19 protein-coding genes, 1 other RNA gene and 2 pseudogenes are annotated in these 19,917 nt (G+C 54.1%); 15 read left to right on the plus strand and 7 right to left on the minus strand.

Annotation, left to right across the window (positions count from 1 at the left end; all coding sequences use genetic code 11):
• Window positions 1–13: 13 nt before the first annotated feature.
• Together ACR1UW_RS09470 and ACR1UW_RS09475 are read right to left on the minus strand one after the other, a co-directional pair.
• Window positions 14–148 carry a hypothetical protein gene (locus ACR1UW_RS09470; protein ID WP_498661960.1) on the minus strand — a complete coding sequence of 45 codons (135 nt, stop codon included), beginning with the start codon at window positions 146–148 and terminating at the stop codon, window positions 14–16.
• A 6-nt stretch (window positions 149–154) separates the two neighbouring features.
• Entirely contained in the window at window positions 155–403 is a 249-nt protein-coding gene (locus ACR1UW_RS09475) for a hypothetical protein (RefSeq protein WP_013145420.1), read from the minus strand.
• Between the two features lie 258 nt (window positions 404–661).
• Here ACR1UW_RS09475 and ACR1UW_RS09480 point away from each other — a divergent pair, with 258 nt between their 5' ends.
• The 14 genes and pseudogenes from ACR1UW_RS09480 to ACR1UW_RS09545 all read left to right on the plus strand — a co-directional run bounded on the left by ACR1UW_RS09480 (window position 662) and on the right by ACR1UW_RS09545 (window position 13,864).
• Window positions 662–1,288 carry a TetR/AcrR family transcriptional regulator gene (locus ACR1UW_RS09480; RefSeq protein WP_063329931.1) on the plus strand — a complete coding sequence of 209 codons (627 nt, stop codon included), beginning with the start codon at window positions 662–664 and terminating at the stop codon, window positions 1,286–1,288.
• Window positions 1,289–1,425: 137 nt separating this feature from the next.
• Entirely contained in the window at window positions 1,426–2,568 is a 1,143-nt protein-coding gene (locus tag ACR1UW_RS09485) for an acyl-CoA dehydrogenase (protein ID WP_044743976.1), read from the plus strand.
• A gap of 59 nt (window positions 2,569–2,627) precedes the next feature.
• The gene (locus ACR1UW_RS09490) at window positions 2,628–4,262 is read left to right on the plus strand and encodes an AMP-binding protein (RefSeq protein ID WP_498933055.1); all 1,635 of its coding nucleotides are present in this window, start codon (window positions 2,628–2,630) and stop codon (window positions 4,260–4,262) included.
• Between the two features lie 71 nt (window positions 4,263–4,333).
• Window positions 4,334–5,686: an acetyl-CoA carboxylase biotin carboxylase subunit gene (gene accC / locus ACR1UW_RS09495; RefSeq protein ID WP_498933056.1), complete on the plus strand. Its 1,353-nt coding sequence runs from the start codon at window positions 4,334–4,336 to the stop codon at window positions 5,684–5,686.
• A 22-nt stretch (window positions 5,687–5,708) separates the two neighbouring features.
• Window positions 5,709–5,921, plus strand: coding sequence for an acetyl-CoA carboxylase biotin carboxyl carrier protein subunit (locus ACR1UW_RS09500; protein ID WP_498933058.1), 213 nt, complete (start codon window positions 5,709–5,711; stop codon window positions 5,919–5,921).
• A gap of 14 nt (window positions 5,922–5,935) precedes the next feature.
• A complete protein-coding gene (locus ACR1UW_RS09505; protein WP_498933059.1) occupies window positions 5,936–6,829 on the plus strand; it encodes a hydroxymethylglutaryl-CoA lyase in 894 nt (297 codons plus the stop codon).
• A 19-nt stretch (window positions 6,830–6,848) separates the two neighbouring features.
• Window positions 6,849–7,631, plus strand: a complete 783-nt coding sequence (locus ACR1UW_RS09510) for an enoyl-CoA hydratase (protein ID WP_498933061.1) — start codon at window positions 6,849–6,851, stop codon at window positions 7,629–7,631.
• Between the two features lie 170 nt (window positions 7,632–7,801).
• Window positions 7,802–9,355, plus strand: a complete 1,554-nt coding sequence (locus ACR1UW_RS09515) for an acyl-CoA carboxylase subunit beta (protein WP_307898307.1) — start codon at window positions 7,802–7,804, stop codon at window positions 9,353–9,355.
• Between the two features lie 63 nt (window positions 9,356–9,418).
• A non-coding RNA gene (gene ssrS, locus ACR1UW_RS09520) (6S RNA) lies at window positions 9,419–9,606 on the plus strand.
• A 202-nt stretch (window positions 9,607–9,808) separates the two neighbouring features.
• Window positions 9,809–10,249, plus strand: a complete 441-nt coding sequence (locus tag ACR1UW_RS09525; protein WP_011231100.1) for a MarR family winged helix-turn-helix transcriptional regulator — start codon at window positions 9,809–9,811, stop codon at window positions 10,247–10,249.
• A 36-nt stretch (window positions 10,250–10,285) separates the two neighbouring features.
• Window positions 10,286–11,548: pseudogene (locus ACR1UW_RS09530) on the plus strand (DHA2 family efflux MFS transporter permease subunit); the annotation flags it as partial.
• Between the two features lie 19 nt (window positions 11,549–11,567).
• Window positions 11,568–11,717, plus strand: coding sequence for a DUF2639 domain-containing protein (locus ACR1UW_RS09535; RefSeq protein WP_079936670.1), 150 nt, complete (start codon window positions 11,568–11,570; stop codon window positions 11,715–11,717).
• A 342-nt stretch (window positions 11,718–12,059) separates the two neighbouring features.
• Entirely contained in the window at window positions 12,060–13,424 is a 1,365-nt protein-coding gene (locus ACR1UW_RS09540; RefSeq protein ID WP_498932867.1) for an ISLre2 family transposase, read from the plus strand.
• Window positions 13,425–13,657: 233 nt separating this feature from the next.
• Entirely contained in the window at window positions 13,658–13,864 is a 207-nt protein-coding gene (locus ACR1UW_RS09545; protein ID WP_014195730.1) for a DUF6501 family protein, read from the plus strand.
• Between the two features lie 56 nt (window positions 13,865–13,920).
• On the opposite strand, the gene ACR1UW_RS09550 is transcribed toward ACR1UW_RS09545, so the two are convergent.
• The 5 genes and pseudogenes from ACR1UW_RS09550 to ACR1UW_RS09570 all read right to left on the minus strand — a co-directional run bounded on the left by ACR1UW_RS09550 (window position 13,921) and on the right by ACR1UW_RS09570 (window position 19,391).
• The gene (locus tag ACR1UW_RS09550; RefSeq protein ID WP_498933064.1) at window positions 13,921–15,213 is read right to left on the minus strand and encodes a sensor histidine kinase; all 1,293 of its coding nucleotides are present in this window, start codon (window positions 15,211–15,213) and stop codon (window positions 13,921–13,923) included.
• Window positions 15,214–15,361: 148 nt separating this feature from the next.
• A pseudogene (locus tag ACR1UW_RS09555) lies at window positions 15,362–15,498 on the minus strand (MFS transporter); the annotation flags it as partial.
• Between the two features lie 121 nt (window positions 15,499–15,619).
• Window positions 15,620–16,768 carry a Ger(x)C family spore germination protein gene (locus ACR1UW_RS09560; RefSeq protein ID WP_498933065.1) on the minus strand — a complete coding sequence of 383 codons (1,149 nt, stop codon included), beginning with the start codon at window positions 16,766–16,768 and terminating at the stop codon, window positions 15,620–15,622.
• Window positions 16,765–18,300, minus strand: coding sequence for a spore germination protein (locus ACR1UW_RS09565; RefSeq protein ID WP_498933067.1), 1,536 nt, complete (start codon window positions 18,298–18,300; stop codon window positions 16,765–16,767). The genes ACR1UW_RS09560 and ACR1UW_RS09565 overlap by 4 nt, the downstream gene beginning before the upstream one ends.
• Complete coding sequence (locus ACR1UW_RS09570; protein ID WP_498933069.1) at window positions 18,297–19,391, minus strand: GerAB/ArcD/ProY family transporter; 1,095 nt, start codon at window positions 19,389–19,391, stop codon at window positions 18,297–18,299. Before ACR1UW_RS09570 ends, ACR1UW_RS09565 begins: the two co-directional genes overlap by 4 nt.
• A 169-nt stretch (window positions 19,392–19,560) precedes the next feature.
• On the opposite strand from ACR1UW_RS09570, the gene ACR1UW_RS09575 reads away from it, so the two are divergent.
• Window positions 19,561–19,839, plus strand: a complete 279-nt coding sequence (locus ACR1UW_RS09575; RefSeq protein ID WP_498933071.1) for a YetF domain-containing protein — start codon at window positions 19,561–19,563, stop codon at window positions 19,837–19,839.
• The last annotated feature ends 78 nt before the right edge of the window (window positions 19,840–19,917 follow it).

Here is a 19,917-nt window from a genome sequence, read left to right on the forward strand (position 1 = left end):
AGCAGGCTGGCGGTTATTGTCCGTCTGCGCCGTTGGGCGTGCCGCGGCGAATGTGCTCGTCGCCGCGCTCTTGCATCGCTTTTGCCTTGTCGTTGACGAGCTGTTTTTGGTCTACGATGGAAGAAGGTGTTTGTTTTTTGTTCGCCATATCGAATCACCTCAATGGAGACGATTTTGCGCGCTGAATGAACATGTCCGCATCTTCGATCAGCCCGCAGACGCCGCATTGGACGCGGTAGCTCGGGCCGCGGTACGGGAGATGGAACGGTTCGAGCGCTTCATTTGTGTATTCATGCTCGATGTCGCCGGTGTGCGGATCGAGCTTGACCGCACGCGGATGCTGCTCAATGAGATGAAACCGCGTCCGGTTCGTTTTGCAGTTTGGGCATAGCATCGGTTCCAATGGAAGCCACCTCCGGTTTTTATCTTTTGGAAAAACGGCCGTGGTTATGTATAGGTCATCTGTTTTGTTTCAGTTCGTGCGGCTAGGGGATAGGGCTCGCGCAGCCGATCGGACGATGTGCGGCGAAAGACGCCTCCATTTTTCGGGCGCCGGAACGATTTTTGTTGACAATGGCTGCAACTGTCGAGTATCTTAATAAACAAGAAGAAGATTTTGCTTTTTTCGAAATGTTTTACAGTTCAGGCGAAGGAGACTGTTATGGCAGAGAAACCGCTTCGAGACCGCATTATCGACACCGCTCTTCATTTGTTTGAGAAATATGGCTACCACGGCGTGACGGTCGACCGCATCGTCGCGGAAAGCGATACGTCGAAAGGCGGGTTTTACCATAATTTTAAATCAAAAGATGAGCTTTTGTATCATATCCATGACGTCTTTATCACGTATGCGCTGACGAAGGCGCAGGAAGCGTATGAAAGCTGTTCGACGCCGACCGAGCGCTTGTACGCCATCGTTCAGTCGTTTGTCAAAGTGTTTCATTTATATAAACCACACATCACCGTGTTTTACCAGGAAAGCACGTACTTAAAACCGGAATACGCTGAACCGATCAATGAAAAGCGCGAAGAGTTCAAGCAAATCATTTTTCGAGTCATTCGCGAGGGGATTGAAGCCGGGGAATTTCGTCCGGAGCTGTCGGTGGAGATTACTGGCATGTCCATTATCGGCATGGTCAACTGGACATACAAATGGTACAATCCGGACGGTCCGCTGTCCATTGAGGAGATCGCGGCGTATTTTGCCGATTTCATTTTGCATGCGGTGCTCCGCACACCAGAAAACCCAGCGGCGGCGCGGTTTTTGTTGCGGCCGGCCGCCGAATAACTTGTTGATCGTATACAGACCAACTAGTCGGTTTTGAAAACGCTTCAAAAAATCAAAACCGTTTACACTCGTTTTCTTACTAAAACCGACTAGTCGGTTCAAATGATAGAACATTTTCTATGGGGGAGAGGGAGAACATGGATTTTTCATTGACGAAAGAACAACAAATGATTAAAGAAATGGTTCGCGACTTTGCTGAGAAGGAAATTGCCCCATACGCGGCGAAATGGGATGAAGAAGCGCATTTTCCGCTCGATGTCTTTCGCAAAATGGGCGAGTTGGGGTTGTTGGGCCTGCCGTTTCCGGAAGAGTACGGCGGCGCTGGGGGCGATACGATTTCGTACGCCATCGCCGTTGAGGAAATCGGCCGCGCCTGCGGCGGCACCGGGTTGAGCTATGCGGCCGCTGTGTCGCTCGGAGCGAGCCCGATTTACTACTTCGGGACGGAAGAACAGAAGCAAAAATGGCTTGTGCCGATGGCGAAAGGCGAGACGCTTGGCGCTTTTGGGCTCACGGAGCCGAACGCCGGGTCCGATGCTGGGGGCACGCGCACAACAGCGGTGCTCGATGGCGATGAATATGTCATCAACGGCGAAAAATGTTGGATCACAAACGCCCAATACGCGCGGCAAGTCATTGTCACCGCCGTGACAGGCAAAGATGCGCGCGGCAAAAACATCATCACCGCTCTCATCGTGCCAACGGACTCCCCAGGATTTACGATTCGTTCGAATTACGACAAAATGGGCGTGCGCGCGTCCAATACGTGCGAGCTTGTCTTTGAGAACGTCCGCGTGCCGAAAGAAAACGTCTTAGGCGACCCGCAAAAAGGGTTTAAACAGTTTTTGTACACGCTTGATGGCGGGCGCATCTCGATCGCCGCGCTGGCGGTCGGCATTGCGCAAGCGGCGTTTGAGAAAGCGCTTCAATACGCAAAAGAGCGCGTCCAGTTTGGTCAGTCGATTTCCAAGTTTCAAGCCATTCAATTTAAACTGGCTGATATGGCGATGGAAATTGAGCTTGCCCGCAACATGGTGTACAAAGCAGCCTGGCTGAAGGATCAAGGGAAACCGTTTACAAAAGAAGCATCGTTCGCCAAGCTGTTCGCCTCGGAAATGGGGTTTCGCGTCTGCAACCAGGCGATCCAAATCCATGGCGGCTACGGCTATATGAAAGAATACGGAGTCGAACGCCACTTGCGCGACGTCAAGCTCATGGAAATCGGCGAAGGCACATCGGAAATCCAGCGTCTCGTCATCGCCCGCCAACTCGGATGCTAAAAGCGGAACGATGCGCATATCCATAACAGTGAATTCGGACAAAGGGGAGGAGACGGTCGATGTTAGCGGTGACTGTGGGGAAATTGTTAGAGGAGCGCGCCAGGCAATACCCGGATCATGAGGCGGTCGTGTATGCCGACCACGGCTTGCGTCTGACGTACCGGCAGTTTAACGACTACTGCCGGCTTGTCGCGCGTGGATTGATGCGGCTTGGCATCGAAAAAGGGGAGCATGTCGCCATTTGGGCGACAAACGTCCCGGAATGGATCGCCTGCCAGTTTGCGACCGGGAAAATGGGCGCAGTGCTTGTTACGGTCAATACAAACTACCAAGCGGCCGAGCTTGAGTATTTGCTGAAGCAGTCCGATTCAACGACGCTCTTTTTGATTGAGCAATATCGCGACTCGTCGTATATCGATATTTTATATGAAATCGTTCCCGAGCTGCGCACGTCGGCGCCCGGACAGCTGCAATCGAAACGGCTGCCGAAGTTGAAAAACGTGATCTTTCTTGGCGACAAACGGCACCCGGGCATGTTTACATGGAACGACATCTTGGCGATGGCGCACGACGTATCAGAAGAAGAACTCGATGAACGGATGGAGAGCCTCGACCCGCACGATGTGATCAACATGCAATACACGTCCGGGACGACTGGATTCCCGAAAGGGGTGATGTTGACGCATTACAACATCGTCAACAACGCCCACCAAGTGGCGCAATGCATGGGACTTGGCGAAGGCGATCGATTGTGCATTCCGGTGCCGTTTTTCCATTGCTTCGGCTGCGTCATGAGCACGCTTGCATGCGTGACGGTCGGGGCGACGATGGTGCCGGTTGTGGAGTTCCATCCGAAGCGGGTTCTCGAGACGGTGGAAGCGGAGCGGTGCACGGCGCTTCACGGCGTGCCGACGATGTTCATCGCCGAGCTCAACGACCCGGATTTTGCCAAATACGATTTGTCGTCGCTGCGCACGGGCATTATGGCCGGTTCTCCTTGCCCGGTCGAAGTGATGAAGGCGGTCATCGAGAAAATGGGGATGAAAGACATTACGATCGCCTACGGGCAGACGGAAGCGTCCCCAGTCATCACGCAAACGCGCACCGACGATCCGCTTGAGCTGCGTGTCGAAACGGTTGGCCGCGCCTTGCCGGGCGTGGAAGTGAAAATCGTTGAGCCGGGCACGAACAAGGAAGTGCCGCGGGGTGTGCAAGGGGAACTGTGCACGCGCGGCTATCATGTCATGAAAGGGTATTACAACAACCCGGAAGCGACAAATGAAGCGATCGACCAAGACGGCTGGCTGCATACCGGCGATTTGGCGACGATGGATGAAAACGGTTACTGCCGCATCACCGGCCGGCTGAAAGATATGATCATCCGCGGCGGGGAGAACATTTATCCGCGCGAAATCGAAGAGTTTTTGTACAAACATCCGAAAATTTTGGACGTTCAAGTCGTCGGCGTGCCGGATGAGGTATACGGTGAAGAAGTGATGGCGTGGATCATCTTAAAAGACGGCGAAACGGCGACCGCTGAGGAGATTCGCGAGTTTTGCCGCGGCAACATTTCCCGGCATAAAATCCCGCGTTATATCGAATTTACCGACTCGTACCCGATGACGGCATCTGGGAAAATTCAGAAATTCAAATTGCGGGAAATGGCGAAACAGCGCCTCGGCTTAACAACCTAAGCCTAAACCGCCGCGCCGGGCGGACGAACCGTCCGGCGCCGGCACCTGTACTTTTAAGAAAGGGTGAGACGATGTTTTCGAAAGTGTTGATTGCCAACCGCGGCGAAATCGCCGTCCGTGTCATCCGCACGTGCCGACGTCTCGGCATTCAAACGGTTGCCATTTATTCCGAAGCAGACGCCGATTCGCTTCATGTCTCGCTCGCGGATGAAGCGTATTTGATCGGCAAGCCGCGCGTCGCGGAAAGCTATTTAAATATCGAAAAAATCATTGAGGTTGCCAAAACGGCGAAAGCGGAGGCGATCCATCCCGGCTACGGGCTGTTGTCGGAAAATCCAGCGTTTGCCCGCCGCTGCGAGGAAGAAGGAATCGTCTTCATCGGTCCGAAGGCGGACGTCATTGCGGCGATGGGCAGCAAAATCGAAGCGCGGCGGACGATGGAAAAAGCCGGCGTGCCGATCGTCCCGGGCGTCTCCTTTGCGCTTGATGGCGCCGATGAGGCGGCCAAAGCGGCGGCTTCGATTGGGTATCCAGTCATGCTGAAGGCGTCAGCCGGCGGCGGCGGCATCGGCATGCATATCGCTCGCGATGAAGCTGAGCTGCGCCAAGCGTTTGAAGGGAGCCAAAAACGGGCCGCTTCGTTTTTCGGCGACGGGACGATGTACATTGAAAAATATATTGAACGCCCGCGCCATATTGAAATTCAGCTTCTTGCCGACCAAAATGGCAACTGTGTTTACTTATGGGAGCGTGAATGTTCGATCCAACGCCGCCACCAAAAAGTGGTCGAAGAGGCGCCGTCGCCGTTTTTGGATGAAGAGACGCGGCGGAAGATGGGGGAGGCGGCGGTGCGGGCTGCGCGTTACATCGGTTATGCAAATGCCGGTACCATTGAATTTCTCGTCGATGAACAGAAAAATTTTTATTTTCTTGAGATGAACACTCGGCTGCAAGTCGAGCACCCGGTGACAGAAGAAATCACCGGCATCGACATCGTCGAAGAGCAGCTGCGCATCGCCGCGGGCGAGCCGCTCCGCTATAAACAAGAAGAGATTCGCCGCGACGGTCACGCCATTGAAGTGCGCATTTATGCCGAAGACCCGAACACGTTTTACCCGTCGCCCGGCCGCATTACGGCGTTTTCCGCCCCACAAGGCGAATGGATTCGTCATGAAACGGCGGTTCAAAGCGGCGCCGCGGTTACGCCGTTTTATGATCCGATGATCGCCAAACTAATCGCCAAAGGACCGGATCGGCAAACGGCGATTGAACGCTTGCTCGAAGCGCTTCGACACTATCGCGTGGAAGGGATTAAAACGAACATTCCGCTGCTTGAGGCCGTGTTGTCCCATCCGGCGTTTCAAGCGGGGGATACGACGACCGATTTCCTTTCGAAGCATTGGAAGCCAGCAAAAGCAAAATGAAGCAGAAACGGAGGAAGACACGATGACCCAAGTAACGGCAACAATGGCTGGAAGTGTATGGAAATTGTTGGTGACTGTCGGGGATCATGTAGAAGAAGGCCAAGATGTCATCATTTTAGAATCGATGAAAATGGAGATTCCGATTGCGGCTGAGGCGTCCGGCGTCGTGAAGCACATCCACGTGCAGGAAGGAGATTTCGTGAACGAAGGCGACGTGCTTGTCGAGATTGAATAAAGGGGGAGCAGAGCATGAGCCGATGGCCGGCGAAGGTGACGATCAAAGAAGTCGGCCCGCGCGACGGCCTGCAAAACGAAGCAACGCCGATCGCGACCGCCGATAAAATCGCTTGGATCAACCTATTGTCAGAAACGGGGCTGTCGTACATTGAGGTGACTTCCTTCGTCCATCCGAAATGGATTCCGCAGCTTGCGGACGCCGTTGAAGTGGCAGCGGGCATTCGCCGAAAAGCCGGCGTCACGTATGCGGCGCTCGTCCCCAACGAAAAGGGGCTTGAGCGGGCGCTTGGCGCCGGGGTCGATGAAGTGGGCGTCTTCATGTCAGCGAGCGAAACGCACAACCAAAAAAATATTAACAAAACGATCGCTGCCACATTTCCGGTGCTTGAAGCGGTCGTGAAAACGGCAAAACAAGCAGGAAAAACGGTGCGCGGCTACGTTTCCACCGTCTTTGGCTGCCCGTATGAAGGGCCTGTCGCCGTCGATCAAGTGCTGATGGTGGCGGACCGGTTGTTGGCGATGGGGGTTGACGAACTGTCGCTTGGCGATACGATTGGCGTTGCGACGCCCAAGCAAGTCGAAGAGGTGCTCGCAATCGTGCTCCGCCGTTTTCCGGCTGATCGGATCGCGATGCATTTCCATGACACGAGAGGGACGGCGCTGGCCAATATTTTAGTGTCAATGGAAATGGGGATTACGACGTTTGACAGCTCGCTCGGCGGCCTCGGCGGCTGTCCATACGCTCCCGGAGCGTCGGGAAACGTCGCCACCGATGATTTAGTATATATGCTTCACGGCATGGGGATTGAAACCGGCATCGATGTCGAGCAGCTGACGAAAGCGGCTTTTTTTATCCGCGATAAAATCGGCCGCCCGCTTCCGAGCCGCTATTTGCAAACGGTTTGATCATAAGGGGGGAGAAAACGTGAGCACACTTGTATCGTTTGAAACACAAGAAAACGGCATCGCCATTGTGACATTAAACCGTCCGGAAGCGGCCAATGCGCTTTCAAGAGCGCTTCTTTTCGAGCTTGGCGCGCTCTTTCAGGAGATCAAATTTCGCAAAGACGTGCGCGTTGTCATGTTGACCGGGGCAGGAGACAAGGTGTTTTGTGCCGGCGCTGATTTGAAAGAGCGGGCGGGGATGAATGAAACGGAAGTGCGGCAGGCCGTCGCCTTAATCAGCAAAACGATCAACGAGGTCGAGAAAGTGCCGCAGCCGGTCATTGCCGCGTTAAACGGCTCGGCGTTTGGCGGCGGGTTGGAGCTTGCCTTGGCTTGCGACATTCGGTTTGCTGCCGACGATATCCAGCTTGGGTTGACGGAAACGTCGCTTGGCATCATTCCGGGAGCGGGGGGGACGCAGCGGCTGCCGCGCCTTGTCGGCATCGGAAAAGCGAAAGAATTGATTTTTGCCGCAAAGCGCATCACCGCCAAAGAGGCCGAGCGAATCGGCCTTGTCGAATACGCGGTGCCGCGCTCCGAGCTGATGGAGCGTGCGCTTTGTCTCGCGCAACAAATCGCTGACAATGCGCCGATAGCCGTCCGTCAGGCGAAACGGGCGATCCAAAGCGTATTCAACGTTGATTTGGAGACGGGCCTCGCGATTGAGCAGCTCGCCTATGAGGCGACCATTCCGACGAAAGACCGGTTGGAAGGATTGCAGGCGTTTAAAGAAAAGCGGAAGCCGGTGTACAAAGGCGAGTAAGCCCGTTTGGACAAGGAGGGGGCGGTTTGGAAGGAGGAAGCCGCACGGAGCGCTTGCGCCGCATCGGCCTTTTCACAGCGATAAATAAAACACGGCATCCAACCTTGCTCCAGCCGAACAAGCGGGATGGAACAGCAAGATCCATCAAAACAAGGAGGGGAAACAAAGAGATGAAGGAAACAGCCAATCAACAAGACACGCTCGCAGCGGAGCTGGAGAAAAGAGCGGCGGAAATCAAGAAAGGCGGGGCGCCAAAATATCATGAAAAAAACGCCGCCCAAGGGAAATTGTTTGTTCGCGAGCGGCTGAACTTGCTGCTTGATAACGGTTTGGAAGTGGAAGACGGATTGTTTGCCAACTGTTTGGCGGGCGATTTGCCGGCTGATGGAGTTGTGACCGGCATCGGCAAAATCAATGGCCGCACCGTCTGCGTGATGGCGAACGATTCGACCGTCAAAGCTGGCTCGTGGGGAGCGCGCACCGTCGAAAAAATCATCCGCATTCAAGAAACGGCGGAAAAACTGCGCTGCCCGATCATTTATTTGGTGGACTCGGCCGGCGCACGCATTACGGACCAAATCGAAATGTTTCCCGGCCGGCGCGGGGCGGGGCGCATTTTTTACAATGAGGTGAAGCTGTCCGGCAAAGTGCCGCAAGTGTGCCTGTTGTTTGGCCCGTCAGCAGCCGGCGGCGCTTATATTCCGGCGTTTTGCGATATCGTCATCATGGTCGAGGGCAACGCCTCGATGTACTTGGGCTCGCCGCGCATGGCGGAAATGGTGATTGGGGAAAAAGTCACGCTCGAAGAGATGGGCGGCGCTCGCATGCATTGCACCGTCTCCGGCTGCGGCGACGTGCTCGTGAAAACCGAAGAAGAAGCGATTGCCTATGCACGCCGTTATTTGTCGTATTTTCCGTCCAATTACAGCGAAAAGCCGCCGGTGGTCGAGGCGAAGCCGCCGAAATCGTTTGACAAAACGATCGAGGACATTTTGCCGGAAAACCAAAATGCGCCGTTCAACATGTATGATTTGATTGAGCGGATCATTGACGAAGGATCGTTTTGTGAAATCAAAAAACTGTTTGCGCCAGAAATCATTACGGGACTGGCGCGCCTTGCCGGCCAGCCGATCGGCATCATCGCCAACCAGCCGCGCGTCAAAGGCGGCGTATTGTTCCACGATTCGGCTGATAAAGCGGCGAAATTCATCACGCTTTGCGACGCGTTCCATATCCCGCTTCTGTTTTTGGCCGACGTCCCTGGCTTTATGATCGGCACGAAAGTCGAGCGGGTCGGCATCATCCGCCATGGGGCGAAAATGATCGCGGCCATGTCGGAAGCCACCGTACCGAAGATCTCGGTCATCGTTCGCAAAGCGTACGGCGCCGGATTGTACGCGATGGCCGGGCCGGCGTTTGAACCAGATTGCTGCCTGGCGCTTCCGAACGCGCAAATCGCCGTCATGGGGCCGGAAGCGGCCGTCAACGCCGTCTACGCCAACAAAATTGCCGAGCTGCCGCCAGAAGAGCGTGCGGCATTTGTCGAACAAAAACGCGAGGAATACCGGCGCGACATCGATATTTACCGTCTCGCCTCCGAGCTTGTCGTCGACGGAATCGTCGCGCCGAACGACTTGCGCAACGAGCTCATCCGCCGATTTGACGCGTATATGTCCAAGTATATCGTCTTTTCTGAGCGGAAGCATGGGGTGTATCCAGTTTGAAAAAATGGATGGATGTCCCTCTTGCCAAGGGACGGCCGATCATGTATCATAATAATCACCAATCCGTTGCTGCGTTGTGCGTTGTAGAATGAAGTTTCAACCGATGGCAATCAAAAGGGAGTTCTACATTGAAGCGGGAATGTCATGCCCCTTATTCGTCTGCGGGGACGACAGGAACGCTTCTGCGAACACCCACCTGGTGGAGCGTGGTTGAGAAACTGCATTCAGCCGACGGCAACCGCGGCGCGGATTCATGAATGAGAAGCGGGCAAAAGAGTCCAACTGGATGCAAAACATCCGGTTGGACTCTTTTTCGTTGCGTATGTTTTCTCAAAAAGACATGAAACAATATAGTTGATTTTTCCTGTTTTCATGTTATAATCATATTTCGCACAGTAATAATTCGTATTGAAACTATTCCAACAAGAAAGATGAGGCAAGGAGGGGCGATGAATGGAAGGGATCAGCCGGGACATCATGTATGCTGTCTTCCGGACGCAAAAGGCGCTTTATCGCCTCATCCGCGAGGACGCCGCCCGCGTCGGGGTGACAGAGGTGCAGCTGATCGTCTTATATACGTTGCTGAAAAAAGAGCATATTCGTCTGAATGACTTGGCGGAAAAATTAAACTTAAGCAACAGCAATGTCAGCGGCACGGTTGACCGGCTCGTCGGCGCCGGCCTTGTTGTCCGAGAGCCGTCGAAGCAAGATCGGCGCGCGGTCATTTTGAGTTTGACGGAAAAAGGAAAAGAGACGGTGTCGGAAGCGTTTGGCGAGCAGTCGGTGCTGCGCCGGCGGCTTGGCCGCATTCAAGAACTCGTCTCTCCAGAGGAGATTGAACAGTTTTTGCATCTTCATGAAAAAATTAAAGCGATTTTACTCGGGGAGGAATAGACGTGAACGTGAAACGACTGGTTGCGCTGAACATGCATGTCGTTTTTCGCCATCGGCGCGTTTGTCTGCTCGATCGCTCCGTCGTTTGCCGTCATGCTCGCAGGGCGGCTGACGCAGGCGGTCGGGGCCGGCATTATTATGCAACTGATGATGGTCATTATGTTGTCGATTTTCCCGCCGGAACGCCGCGGAGTGGCCATGGGGACGGTCGGAATCGCCATGATGTTCGCGCCGGCGATCGGGCCGACGTTATCCGGATGGCTTGTCGAACATTATACATGGCGGCTGTTGTTTTACGTCGTGTTGCCGATCGCGATTGTAGACATTGTGCTCGCCTCCGTCTGGCTGAAACATACGCCGCGTAAAGGCAATCCAGTGCTGGACGTGCAAGGGGCGGTCTACTCCACGATCGGGTTTGGCGGCGTTCTGTATGGCTTCAGCGAAGCCGGCAGCAAAGGATGGGGCGAGACGGAAGTCGTTGTGTCGCTTATCATCGGCGTCTTGTTCTTGATCATGTTCACATGGCGTTCGCTCCGCTCGGAGCATCCGGTGCTCAATTTCCGTGTGTTCCGCTACCCAGTGTTTACGTTGGCGACCGTCATCGGATCGGTCATCAATATGGCGATGTTTGCAGCGATGGTGCTGCTGCCGGTGTATTTGCAAAACTTGCGCGGCTTTACGCCACTTGATGCCGGTTTGCTGTTGCTGCCGGGAGCGATTGTCATGGCGATCATGTCGCCGATTTCCGGCTGGGTGTTTGACCGCATCGGCGCGCGGGCGCTGGCGATCGTCGGCTTGATCATCACCGCGGTCACGACGTGGGAATTCAGCAAGCTGACGATGGATACACCGTACAGCCAGTTAATTTGGCTTTATATTTTCCGCATGTTCGGCATGTCGATGCTCGGAATGCCGATTATGACGGAAGGATTGAACGCCTTGCCGCGCCATTTGTACAGCCACGGCACGGCGATGTCCAATACGATCCGCCAAGTGGCCGCTTCGCTCGGAACGGCGTTCTTGGTGACGATCATGTCCAACCGGGCCAAATTCCATGCGGACATGTACCGAAATGAGATGACGGAAAACAATCCGTTTTTCATGAGCCTTGTCGGCCAGCTGAAGCAGGCGATTCCGAGCGATGAAGTGGTGGTGCAGCTGCTGTATGGGCTCGTGCAGCAGAGATCGACTGTCGAAGGGATTAACGACGCCTTTTTCGTCGCCACCGGCTTGACGGTATTGGCGTTAATGATGGCGTTTTTCTTAAAGGGAAAAAAGCATAAATCGCCATCAGCGTAAACAAAAGAGGGGGAGCGCCATGGCGCATTTCGGCTCGAAAGGATGGCTTGTTGCCGAGTTGAAAAAGGCGGGCATCGCCCGCCATCCGGTCGGACGGAAAAAAATTGAGACATACAAAGCAGCCGAGCTGTATGGGCTGTACCGAAAATATGTGCAGAAAACGCGCTAGGCCGGATGAAACATCCGGCTTCTTTTTTGGGCAACCTAAAGGGGAAAGGAGGGAGGCGCGCCTGATGGTTGACAAACGCGCCGGAAGCGATGAAGAAAAAACGGTTTACTGTAGCGGAAGGGGAAACGATCGCCGCCTATACAAAGCGGGAAGTGTGAGTAAAATATTTGTGGGTGACATTCAGGAATGATTCCCCGACGAGGGTTGCGAACTTTTGTTCGCGACGCTCGTCGGGGCCACCAAGCGAAGCGCGGTAGAAAAAAGCAAATGTCATGCAAAAAGGACTCTCTCCCTGCTATGATGGTGATGACCAACATCCATAAAACAGGAGGGAGAGAGTCCATGAAACATCTTACCACAGAATGGCCTTTATTAAAAGAGCTGGAGGAACAATTAGTCAGAACTCTTCAAAAGGTGTTCGCTGTCTTGTTGGCGGCCCTTTTGGAGGAGATTGATCAACAACTGGCGGAAGCGCGGGACAAGCGCCGGTATCAGCTGAAAGACAAACGGCCGACTACGATCCAAACGCTGTTTGGAGAAGTGACGTTTCGACGGAACTACTACTATGACCGGCAAACGGGGAACTATACCTTCTTGCTGGATGCCGAATTAGGCTTTGATGGGGCCCGATCGATCAGTCCTTGCCTCGAGGAAACGGCGGTCGAGTTGGCCGTAGAGTGCTCTTCCTACCGCAAAGCGGCCCGTACGTTGGAGTCGATCGTGGGGTATGCGGTCATGAGCCACGAGGCGATTCGCCAACTGGTGCTGGAGGCCCCTGTCTCGCTGCACCACCCTGTTTCCCAACGGCACGGCCGAGTGCTGTTTGTGGAGGCGGATGGGCTGTTCATTTCCCGCCAGGGGAAAGGGAAACGGGCGAAAGAAGAGAAAATCCTGGCGGTTCACGAGGGATGGAAACGAAACGGTTCGCAGCTCGAGCTCGTGAACCGGCGCCACTACCTCCATGAAGGGGCGGGAGACGTGTGGGAACGGTTTGAGGAGTGGCTGATGAACGAATATGCCTATGACCCGTGCCGGGACCTTTTGATCATCAACGGCGACGCGGCGTCGTGGATCACAGCCTGCCGGGAGTATTTTGGGAAGCGGGCGTGCTTTCAGCTGGATCGATTTCATGTGGCGCGGGAGCTGCGTCAGTGTCTGTCCGGCCATCCGCGTTGGCGGGAGGTGCGGAAGAAGCTGGCGAAACAAGACGAAGAGGGGCTTCTCGTGGAGCTGAACAGCGCGGTCGGCACGTTGGAGGACGAAGGCAAAGAACAACAGCTGGCCGCCTTGATTCGCCGGATCGAGTCGATGCCGGGATGCATCCGGGACTATCGGGAGTGGCTGTCGGAGCAAGGGGTGGAGACGACCGGCATGCGTCCGATGGGCCACGCCGAGAGCGTGATGAGCCGGTTTGCGCATCGGGTGAAATCCCGCCGCAGCTGGAAAGACCAAGGGCTTCGGGCGTTTCTGAGGGCGATGGCGGCCCGAATCGACGGGATCGGGTGGAGAAAGGGACGGTGGGAGGAGCAAGAGCCCCAGTCGGCCGTCTCGGCCTCAACAAAGTCCAAGCGGATCGAACAGGCCAAACGGAAGGCCGGACGGTTATGGGCAGATGTGGTGCGTCAGAATCTACCGTGTCTGCAGCGGTCATCCGGGACGCCGATCCATCAAGCGTTGTCGGCGCTCCGGGATGGTGGTTGGGTGTAAAAAAATGGAATACAATATCATCACTTCAAGATGAGGGATGAGAGTCCGAAAGCGCTTACGATATTAATTCCTGAAAATGGTTCTATAACTAGTGATTGACAACACCCGTAGTGAACCGAAAAAATGTTCTCCACAAAGTCTTGACTGACTCAAGCGGGAATTCCAAGTTGCAGCCGGCGCGCCGTCCCGCTACAATAAAAAAGAGAACACCATCTAGATAAGGGGATGACGCCATGATTCATCACACATGGGCGACCCGGCCGACGATCAAAAAAGTAAAGTGCGTTCACACGAACGCGGAAAAGTACATGGTCAGCAATGTATTGACGCCGGGCAAAGTATATGAAGTAAAAAACGAAACCGACGAGTTTTATTTTGTCATTGACAACAGCGGAAAAGTCGGCGGGTTTTACAAAGATTATTTTGAGGAAGTCAAGTGATCGCGCCAATCACCAAGAAAAAACGGATGTCCGAAACAGGGCATCCGTTTTTTCGATCAGCCGGCGACGCTTTGTTCCGCCGTCGGCGGCCGCAACCGGCTTGCCGGCAGCGTGATCGTCAACGTCGTCCCTTTTTGTACGGCGCTTTCGATCGTCCACGTTCCTCCCATTTGTTCGATGATTTTGACGGCGACCATCGCACCAAGCCCAGTGCCTTTTTCTTTTGTGCTGAAGTATGGCTCGCCGAAGCGGCGCACTTGTTCTTTCGTCATGCCAACGCCGTTGTCGGAAATGGTGATGACGACTGATGCCCCCCGGTTCTCGGCCGCAACATGGAGCGTGCCGCCGTTCGGCATCGCCTCAATGCTGTTTTTCAACAAGTTGAGAAAACACTGTTGGAAATATTGTACGTTTCCGATAACGACACCATGTTCGAGGGAAGAGGATACATGGATCGAATGCATATGCGCCATTGGCGTAATCATTTGCAACACTTTCTGAAGCTGGGTGGCGACATCAATCGGCTCGGTCTCTTTTGGAGCCGGTTTGGCAAACGTCAAATAGTCGCGGATGATGGCTTCCGCCCGCTCGAGTTCCTCTAAGGCGATGCGAATGTACCGCTCTTCGGTTTCGCGCGGCAGCCGACCCGTTTGCAGCAGCTGGATGAATCCTTTGACGACGGTGAGCGGGTTGCGGATTTCATGGGAAATGCTGGCTGCCATTTGGCTGACAATCTCCATTTTTTCCATCTTCATCAGCTCTGCCCGAGCGAGCTGTGCCTCATGAAGCGTCTCCATCAAATAGACAGCGAACATCATGACGAACGGCGGCATTATAATGAAATACGCGATATACGGCCTCGTTACCGGAAAATCAGCAATCATCACGGCGACAAATGTCGTCAGCACCGCGAGCAAAAACGTCAGCCCAAGCGACATAACGAGCTTGCTCGGCCGCGGTAGCTTGCGAAACAGCGGCGAGGCGGCCGCCGCTATGGCAAACATGATGGTGTAAACGATCAACGTAAGCGGCTGAAATCCGTACAAAACGGTGCGTGCCAGCATCAAGACAACAAACAGCACCGCCCCGACCGCGCCGCCGCCATACAATGTCCCAAGCAAAAACGGAATTTGCCGGAAATCATGGACGCACAGCGGATCCATGTAAATCGGAAATTTCATGCACAAAACGGCCGCCAACGCCAAGCAAGCGCCAAGCAGCGCTTGGCCATAGAGCGGGCGCTGCCGGATCGCTCGACTATGGTCATAAATAAAGGAAAAGGCAAAGATCGTGACTAAAATATAAAATAAGTTGTTCAAGACGTGCTGGTTAATGTATAAACCGGCCATACGAAAAATCTCCTAACTGAATAGACATCATCACCTTTCATTATAGCGGAAAGAGATTGAAAGAAAAATATGCATTGGCTATGTCCGGTCTTTCAGCAGCCAAACCGCCAAGGCGCCAAGGAGCGGCAGCGAGCGTAAACGAAGCCGCCGTCGAGCGCAAAATCGGAAAGAGCGCCGGGATGACCGCCTGCATCGCATCGTTCAAAAAGTGGCCGAGGCTGATGCGAACAAAATCGGGTAGACGGTCATGCTGACGGCGCTTGTTCGTTCCGTATGAACCCCCATCGTTCTCCCCCGTTCCAACCATAGATCTTAATATGGCTAAATTATACTTGATCCTTGCCACCAGAGAAAGCCCCATTTCCCAGCGTGAGCGCAGGCAAGAGGGCGCTTCATTTTTGTCTTTTCAATCGCCAGCGCGGTAATTCAACTTTTCTTTTCCGGATGCCCTGATCGCAAGCTTGACGCTCACGGACAGCGTGTTGTTGCCGAGCGGGATGAGGCCATTGGACTGATGTTGTTTCCAAATATCCGGACGCTGGCGATACAGCTGCTCCGACAGATTCAATATATCGATCTGCTGCTTCTTGCCAAGTTCATACAAGCGGCGGATCTCCTGCTTCACCGTTTGTTCCGCCAGTTTGGTCAGTTGTTTTCGCGAGAGCGGTTTGCGCAGTTCGATGATGGCGCCTTGCGCCTGCACTTGGACATCAAAAGCAGGCTCTCCATCCTTCACTTTGACCGACCATTTCGTTTTCGGGTCCCGGACGACAAGAGAGGCGACCGTTTTCCCTTTTTGTTTGACATAAATCGGGGTGCGGCGAATGTCGTGTTCGAGCCAGCGAAGTCCCTCTAGATCGGAACGGCGGACACATTGCTGCAGGCTGTAATGGTGGACAAAACACACGCCGGAAACAGCGAGCATCGGTTTCGGCTTTTTATTTTCGATCCAGCGCCGGCGGTCGAGCGTTAAATACGGAAGCCTTGCCGTATCGGCTTTTTCATCCATATCGACAATCAGCCGGCTGAGCCGGATCGGGCGGATAAACGAACTTTGTCGAAAGATTTCTTCCGGATTGGACAACAGCGAATAATACGAGGAAGCGTTTAACAGCGGCGTCGCTTCAAACAGCTCGGACAGCGGCTCATCGGTGGCGTACACCCATGCTGTATGGCGAATTTCGTTGTAACGGTTCAGCACGTCGATCACATCGGCCACGATGCCTTTTTGCAAGGCCCGTTTCGTAAAGACAATGCTTTTTACATGGCCCCATGACACCATTTGTTGAATGGAAGGGTAGATTTTGTCGGTCGCGATATTAAACGTTTCGCCAGCGGCTTTGCCGATGGAAACGGCCGCTTTCTCTCTGCCGCCCCCCGCTTCGACTTTGGCAAGGGCGGTGAAATCGATCAATTGCACGTAGGCGATTACTTGGCCATCTTTGTAGTCGATCCCGATTGAATGAATGTAGACAGCGTGATCGATGTTGCGTGTGTCCCAGCAACCGCCAAGCAGCATGATAGAGGCGATGATGGGAATGACTCGCTTCCTCATTTTCGTTCCCTCTCTTTTGCAATGAGATCATTTGGACGGACAATGCGGTCGCGCGTGCGGAACTGCTTCCATGTGCTCGGGATAAACACTTTCCCGATATCTTTGGACGGCGGCGCCAGCGGCGTCAAGTACGGAACGCCGCAGGTGCGCAAGTTGACCGCATAAGTCAAGATGAAAAACAGCGACAGAATGAAGCCAAACAGGCCAAGAACGGTGGAGGCCGTCAAGACAATAAACCGCAGCAAGGTGACGCTTCCGGCCATGTTTTGGTTGACGAGCGTGAATGTCGAGATGAAGGAAATGGCGGCAATGACGAGTGTGGCCGGGGCGGCAAGCCCCGCGTTGATCGCCGCCTGGCCGATGATTAAGCCGCCGACGACGGACACCGTCTGCCCGATGGCGATTGGCAGACGCATTCCAGCTTCTTTAAACAATTCAAACAAAATCATCATCACAAACATCTCCAGCGGCACCGGAAGCGGCACTCCTTGGCGCGACAAAATGAGCGTCGCCAGCAAGGTGAACGGAATCTGGTCCGGATGGAAGCAGGTCAAGGCGACCCAGGCGCCCGGCAAATAAATGGCGACCGAAGTGCCGACGAGCCGAAGCAGGCGCTGAAATGCGACAAACAAGAAAAACGTGTTGTTATCTTCCGACGTGTTCAGCAAAAACGTTAAATTGCCCGGGCCGATCAAGGCGTTCGGCACCCCGTCGACCAAGATGATAAAACGGCCGTTGAGGAGCGAATTGACGGCAAAATCGGGCCGCCCGGTATAACCGAACATCGGGAACAAAGAAAACCGGGTGTCAGACAACCACTCCTCAATTTGATTGGTGCTTGTCACCGAGTCGATGTACAAACTGAGCAGACGGCTTCTCACCTCATCGATGATGGTCGTGTTGGCAATATCATCGACATAAAGGAGCCCGACTTTTGTCTGGCTGCGCGTGCCGATGACAAACGGTTCATAGACGAGCCGGTGCGAGCGCAGCCGCTTGCGGATGAGCGCCACGTTTTTGCTGATTTCTTCAATAAATCCATCTTTGGGTCCACGGATCGATATTTCCGTGTTCGGCTCTTCCGGATCGCGGCTGGGCGGGCTGGCGAGCGGCATCGTGTACAAGACATCGGCTTCGTGAAAATAAATGAGCAAATCACCGCTAAACAGCCTGAAGTTGAGATCATCGATCCGCACTTCTTTTCCCATATACTCAAGCGCCGCCGGTTTGCGGGCCTCGATGTCGGCGGCCGAAAAGCATGGATGGTGTTCGCACAGCTCGCGGAACATCGGATAAATGGCCTTTTGCAGCATTTGCGTATCGCACAGTTCTTCACAATAAATAAACAGCAAGTGCACCACAGCCGCCGAGCCGTCAGGCAAAGAGGATGGAATCGCGGCTTCCGTCATGATGACGTCAGGGCATTTGGCGTACATCGTGCGCAACGCCTCTTCGGAGATGATGACGGTCTCGAGCCCTGTGTAATCGTCTTTCAACCGCTTGCCTTCGGCGGCGCGCATGGGTCGTTTCATCCTGCCACCCCTCTTTTCTTTTTTCGGTATGCCAACAAAGCGAAACCACTTAACACAACGGACAGCGCAAGACTAAACAGCAGCGATGCCGGCAGCACCCCATGTTTGACAAAATGCAAAAACTGTTCATCGCTGACCGGCGCCAGCGCCGCCAATGTGATCGCCAAGTAGAGGACAATGAGCACCCAACGGCGGGTTTGCGGATGGCGGATCGGAAACAATTCCACAATCAGCGCTGTCGATAAGGAGATGCGGATAAAGGCGCCGGACAGCCATTGATAGACCGACAGAAAGTCCACATGCTCAATGTACGTCCCTAAACTGACCATCCGCCATTGCTCAAACGCCGGATAGCGAAGGCGCGTCGCCTGCTCGGGGCCAAATTCGGTGATGGTGCCAATCGTCGGCCCGATGCTCAGCCCGGCTGTGAAAACAGCGATGGCGGCAAGCGCCTTCCATGAAAACGGGCGAGGCAGGCGATGGGAGAGAAACAATAGAACGATCACTTCCACATATCCCGCTCCGGCGTACATCATGCCGTTGAGCACAGGTCCAACACCATGTTCAAGCGTTGGTCTGAGCAGTGAATAATCTTTATGAGGCGTGGTCGAGAGCATAACGAAAAAACCAAACACGATGACGAACGGGCAAATGATCATGGAAGTGTTGGCAATCGAGTCGATGCCTTGGTACGAGTTATAAAAACAAACGGCCACGATGACCAAAATCAGCGCCCATCTCGGCGTCGCCGTCAAATAAGAGGTGGTGGTAAACGTGATCGTATCGTTTAACGTGACAAAACTATGAAGAAGCAAGAATGCGCTGCTGACACCGGCCACCGCATAAGCAGCCGCGCTTGAAAACCGGCTTTTCAGCCAGTCAAACAGCCGCTCCCCGTTCAGCTGCTTGGCGATGAAATAAAGAAGCGGCAGCCAAACGAGCAAACCTGCCAACGCTCCCAAGGCGGCGATCCACGCATCGCGGTGGGCGGCCTCAAGCATAAAGGGGATGATGATGACATGATTCATCAGCCCGACTGACAGCATGACCATGAATAACAATTGCAGGGCGCTAAGCGGCTGTCCGTTCATCATGGATCCCTTTCTTTCCATGCAATCTCTAGAACGATAGTGTTTCCAGTCTAGGGTAATTTATCCGCGCAAACGGCAAACCAACAGCGAAACTTCTCAGGCGGCAGGGGGCACAATACAGGGAAGAAAGGGCGAACATCAACGGCATGCAAGGGGGGCGCAGCATGAAATGGCTTCATTTGACGATCGGCGTGAAGATTTCCGTCTGCCGCCCCACTCGGTGTATGTCCCGGTGACGCTGATCCGGAATGGCCAGCTGTTGGCAGACGAATTAGCGGAGCTTGGGAAAACGGAGCAATGGCTGGCCGCCAAACTGCAAAAACAAGGAATTGCCTCGCCAAAAGACGTGTTGATCGCCGAGTGGCTCGAAGGAGATGGGCTGTTTGTTCAGACGTATCAGCCCGCCGAGCGGCAACGGTCAACGCGGCGGCCGACGGCGTCGGAATGAGAGGAAGAAAGAATCCAGGGATGGATTCTTTCTTTATTTTGGAAAAAATTCTTGCCTTTCTTCTGTTTTATGTGTACT

Source organism: Geobacillus lituanicus (assembly GCF_050994965.1).
GTDB classification, from domain to species: Bacteria; Bacillota; Bacilli; order Bacillales; family Anoxybacillaceae; genus Geobacillus; species Geobacillus stearothermophilus.

What these genes read in the sequence shown, in the direction of transcription:
- ACR1UW_RS09470 (WP_498661960.1), bottom strand. Translation starts at nt 148, where the DNA reads ATGGCGAACAAAAAACAAACACCTTCTTCCATCGTAGACCAAAAACAG.
- ACR1UW_RS09505 (WP_498933059.1), top strand. Translation starts at nt 5,936, where the DNA reads ATGAGCCGATGGCCGGCGAAGGTGACGATCAAAGAAGTCGGCCCGCGC.
- ACR1UW_RS09485 (WP_044743976.1), top strand. Translation starts at nt 1,426, where the DNA reads ATGGATTTTTCATTGACGAAAGAACAACAAATGATTAAAGAAATGGTT.
- ACR1UW_RS09570 (WP_498933069.1), bottom strand. Translation starts at nt 19,391, where the DNA reads ATGAACGGACAGCCGCTTAGCGCCCTGCAATTGTTATTCATGGTCATG.
- ACR1UW_RS09545 (WP_014195730.1), top strand. Translation starts at nt 13,658, where the DNA reads ATGATTCATCACACATGGGCGACCCGGCCGACGATCAAAAAAGTAAAG.
- ACR1UW_RS09525 (WP_011231100.1), top strand. Translation starts at nt 9,809, where the DNA reads ATGGAAGGGATCAGCCGGGACATCATGTATGCTGTCTTCCGGACGCAA.
- ACR1UW_RS09515 (WP_307898307.1), top strand. Translation starts at nt 7,802, where the DNA reads ATGAAGGAAACAGCCAATCAACAAGACACGCTCGCAGCGGAGCTGGAG.
- ACR1UW_RS09565 (WP_498933067.1), bottom strand. Translation starts at nt 18,300, where the DNA reads ATGAAACGACCCATGCGCGCCGCCGAAGGCAAGCGGTTGAAAGACGAT.
- accC (WP_498933056.1), top strand. Translation starts at nt 4,334, where the DNA reads ATGTTTTCGAAAGTGTTGATTGCCAACCGCGGCGAAATCGCCGTCCGT.
- ACR1UW_RS09480 (WP_063329931.1), top strand. Translation starts at nt 662, where the DNA reads ATGGCAGAGAAACCGCTTCGAGACCGCATTATCGACACCGCTCTTCAT.
- ACR1UW_RS09535 (WP_079936670.1), top strand. Translation starts at nt 11,568, where the DNA reads ATGGCGCATTTCGGCTCGAAAGGATGGCTTGTTGCCGAGTTGAAAAAG.
- ACR1UW_RS09500 (WP_498933058.1), top strand. Translation starts at nt 5,709, where the DNA reads ATGACCCAAGTAACGGCAACAATGGCTGGAAGTGTATGGAAATTGTTG.
- ACR1UW_RS09540 (WP_498932867.1), top strand. Translation starts at nt 12,060, where the DNA reads ATGAAACATCTTACCACAGAATGGCCTTTATTAAAAGAGCTGGAGGAA.
- ACR1UW_RS09490 (WP_498933055.1), top strand. Translation starts at nt 2,628, where the DNA reads ATGTTAGCGGTGACTGTGGGGAAATTGTTAGAGGAGCGCGCCAGGCAA.
- ACR1UW_RS09550 (WP_498933064.1), bottom strand. Translation starts at nt 15,213, where the DNA reads ATGGCCGGTTTATACATTAACCAGCACGTCTTGAACAACTTATTTTAT.
- ACR1UW_RS09575 (WP_498933071.1), top strand. Translation starts at nt 19,561, where the DNA reads ATGGCTTCATTTGACGATCGGCGTGAAGATTTCCGTCTGCCGCCCCAC.
- ACR1UW_RS09560 (WP_498933065.1), bottom strand. Translation starts at nt 16,768, where the DNA reads ATGAGGAAGCGAGTCATTCCCATCATCGCCTCTATCATGCTGCTTGGC.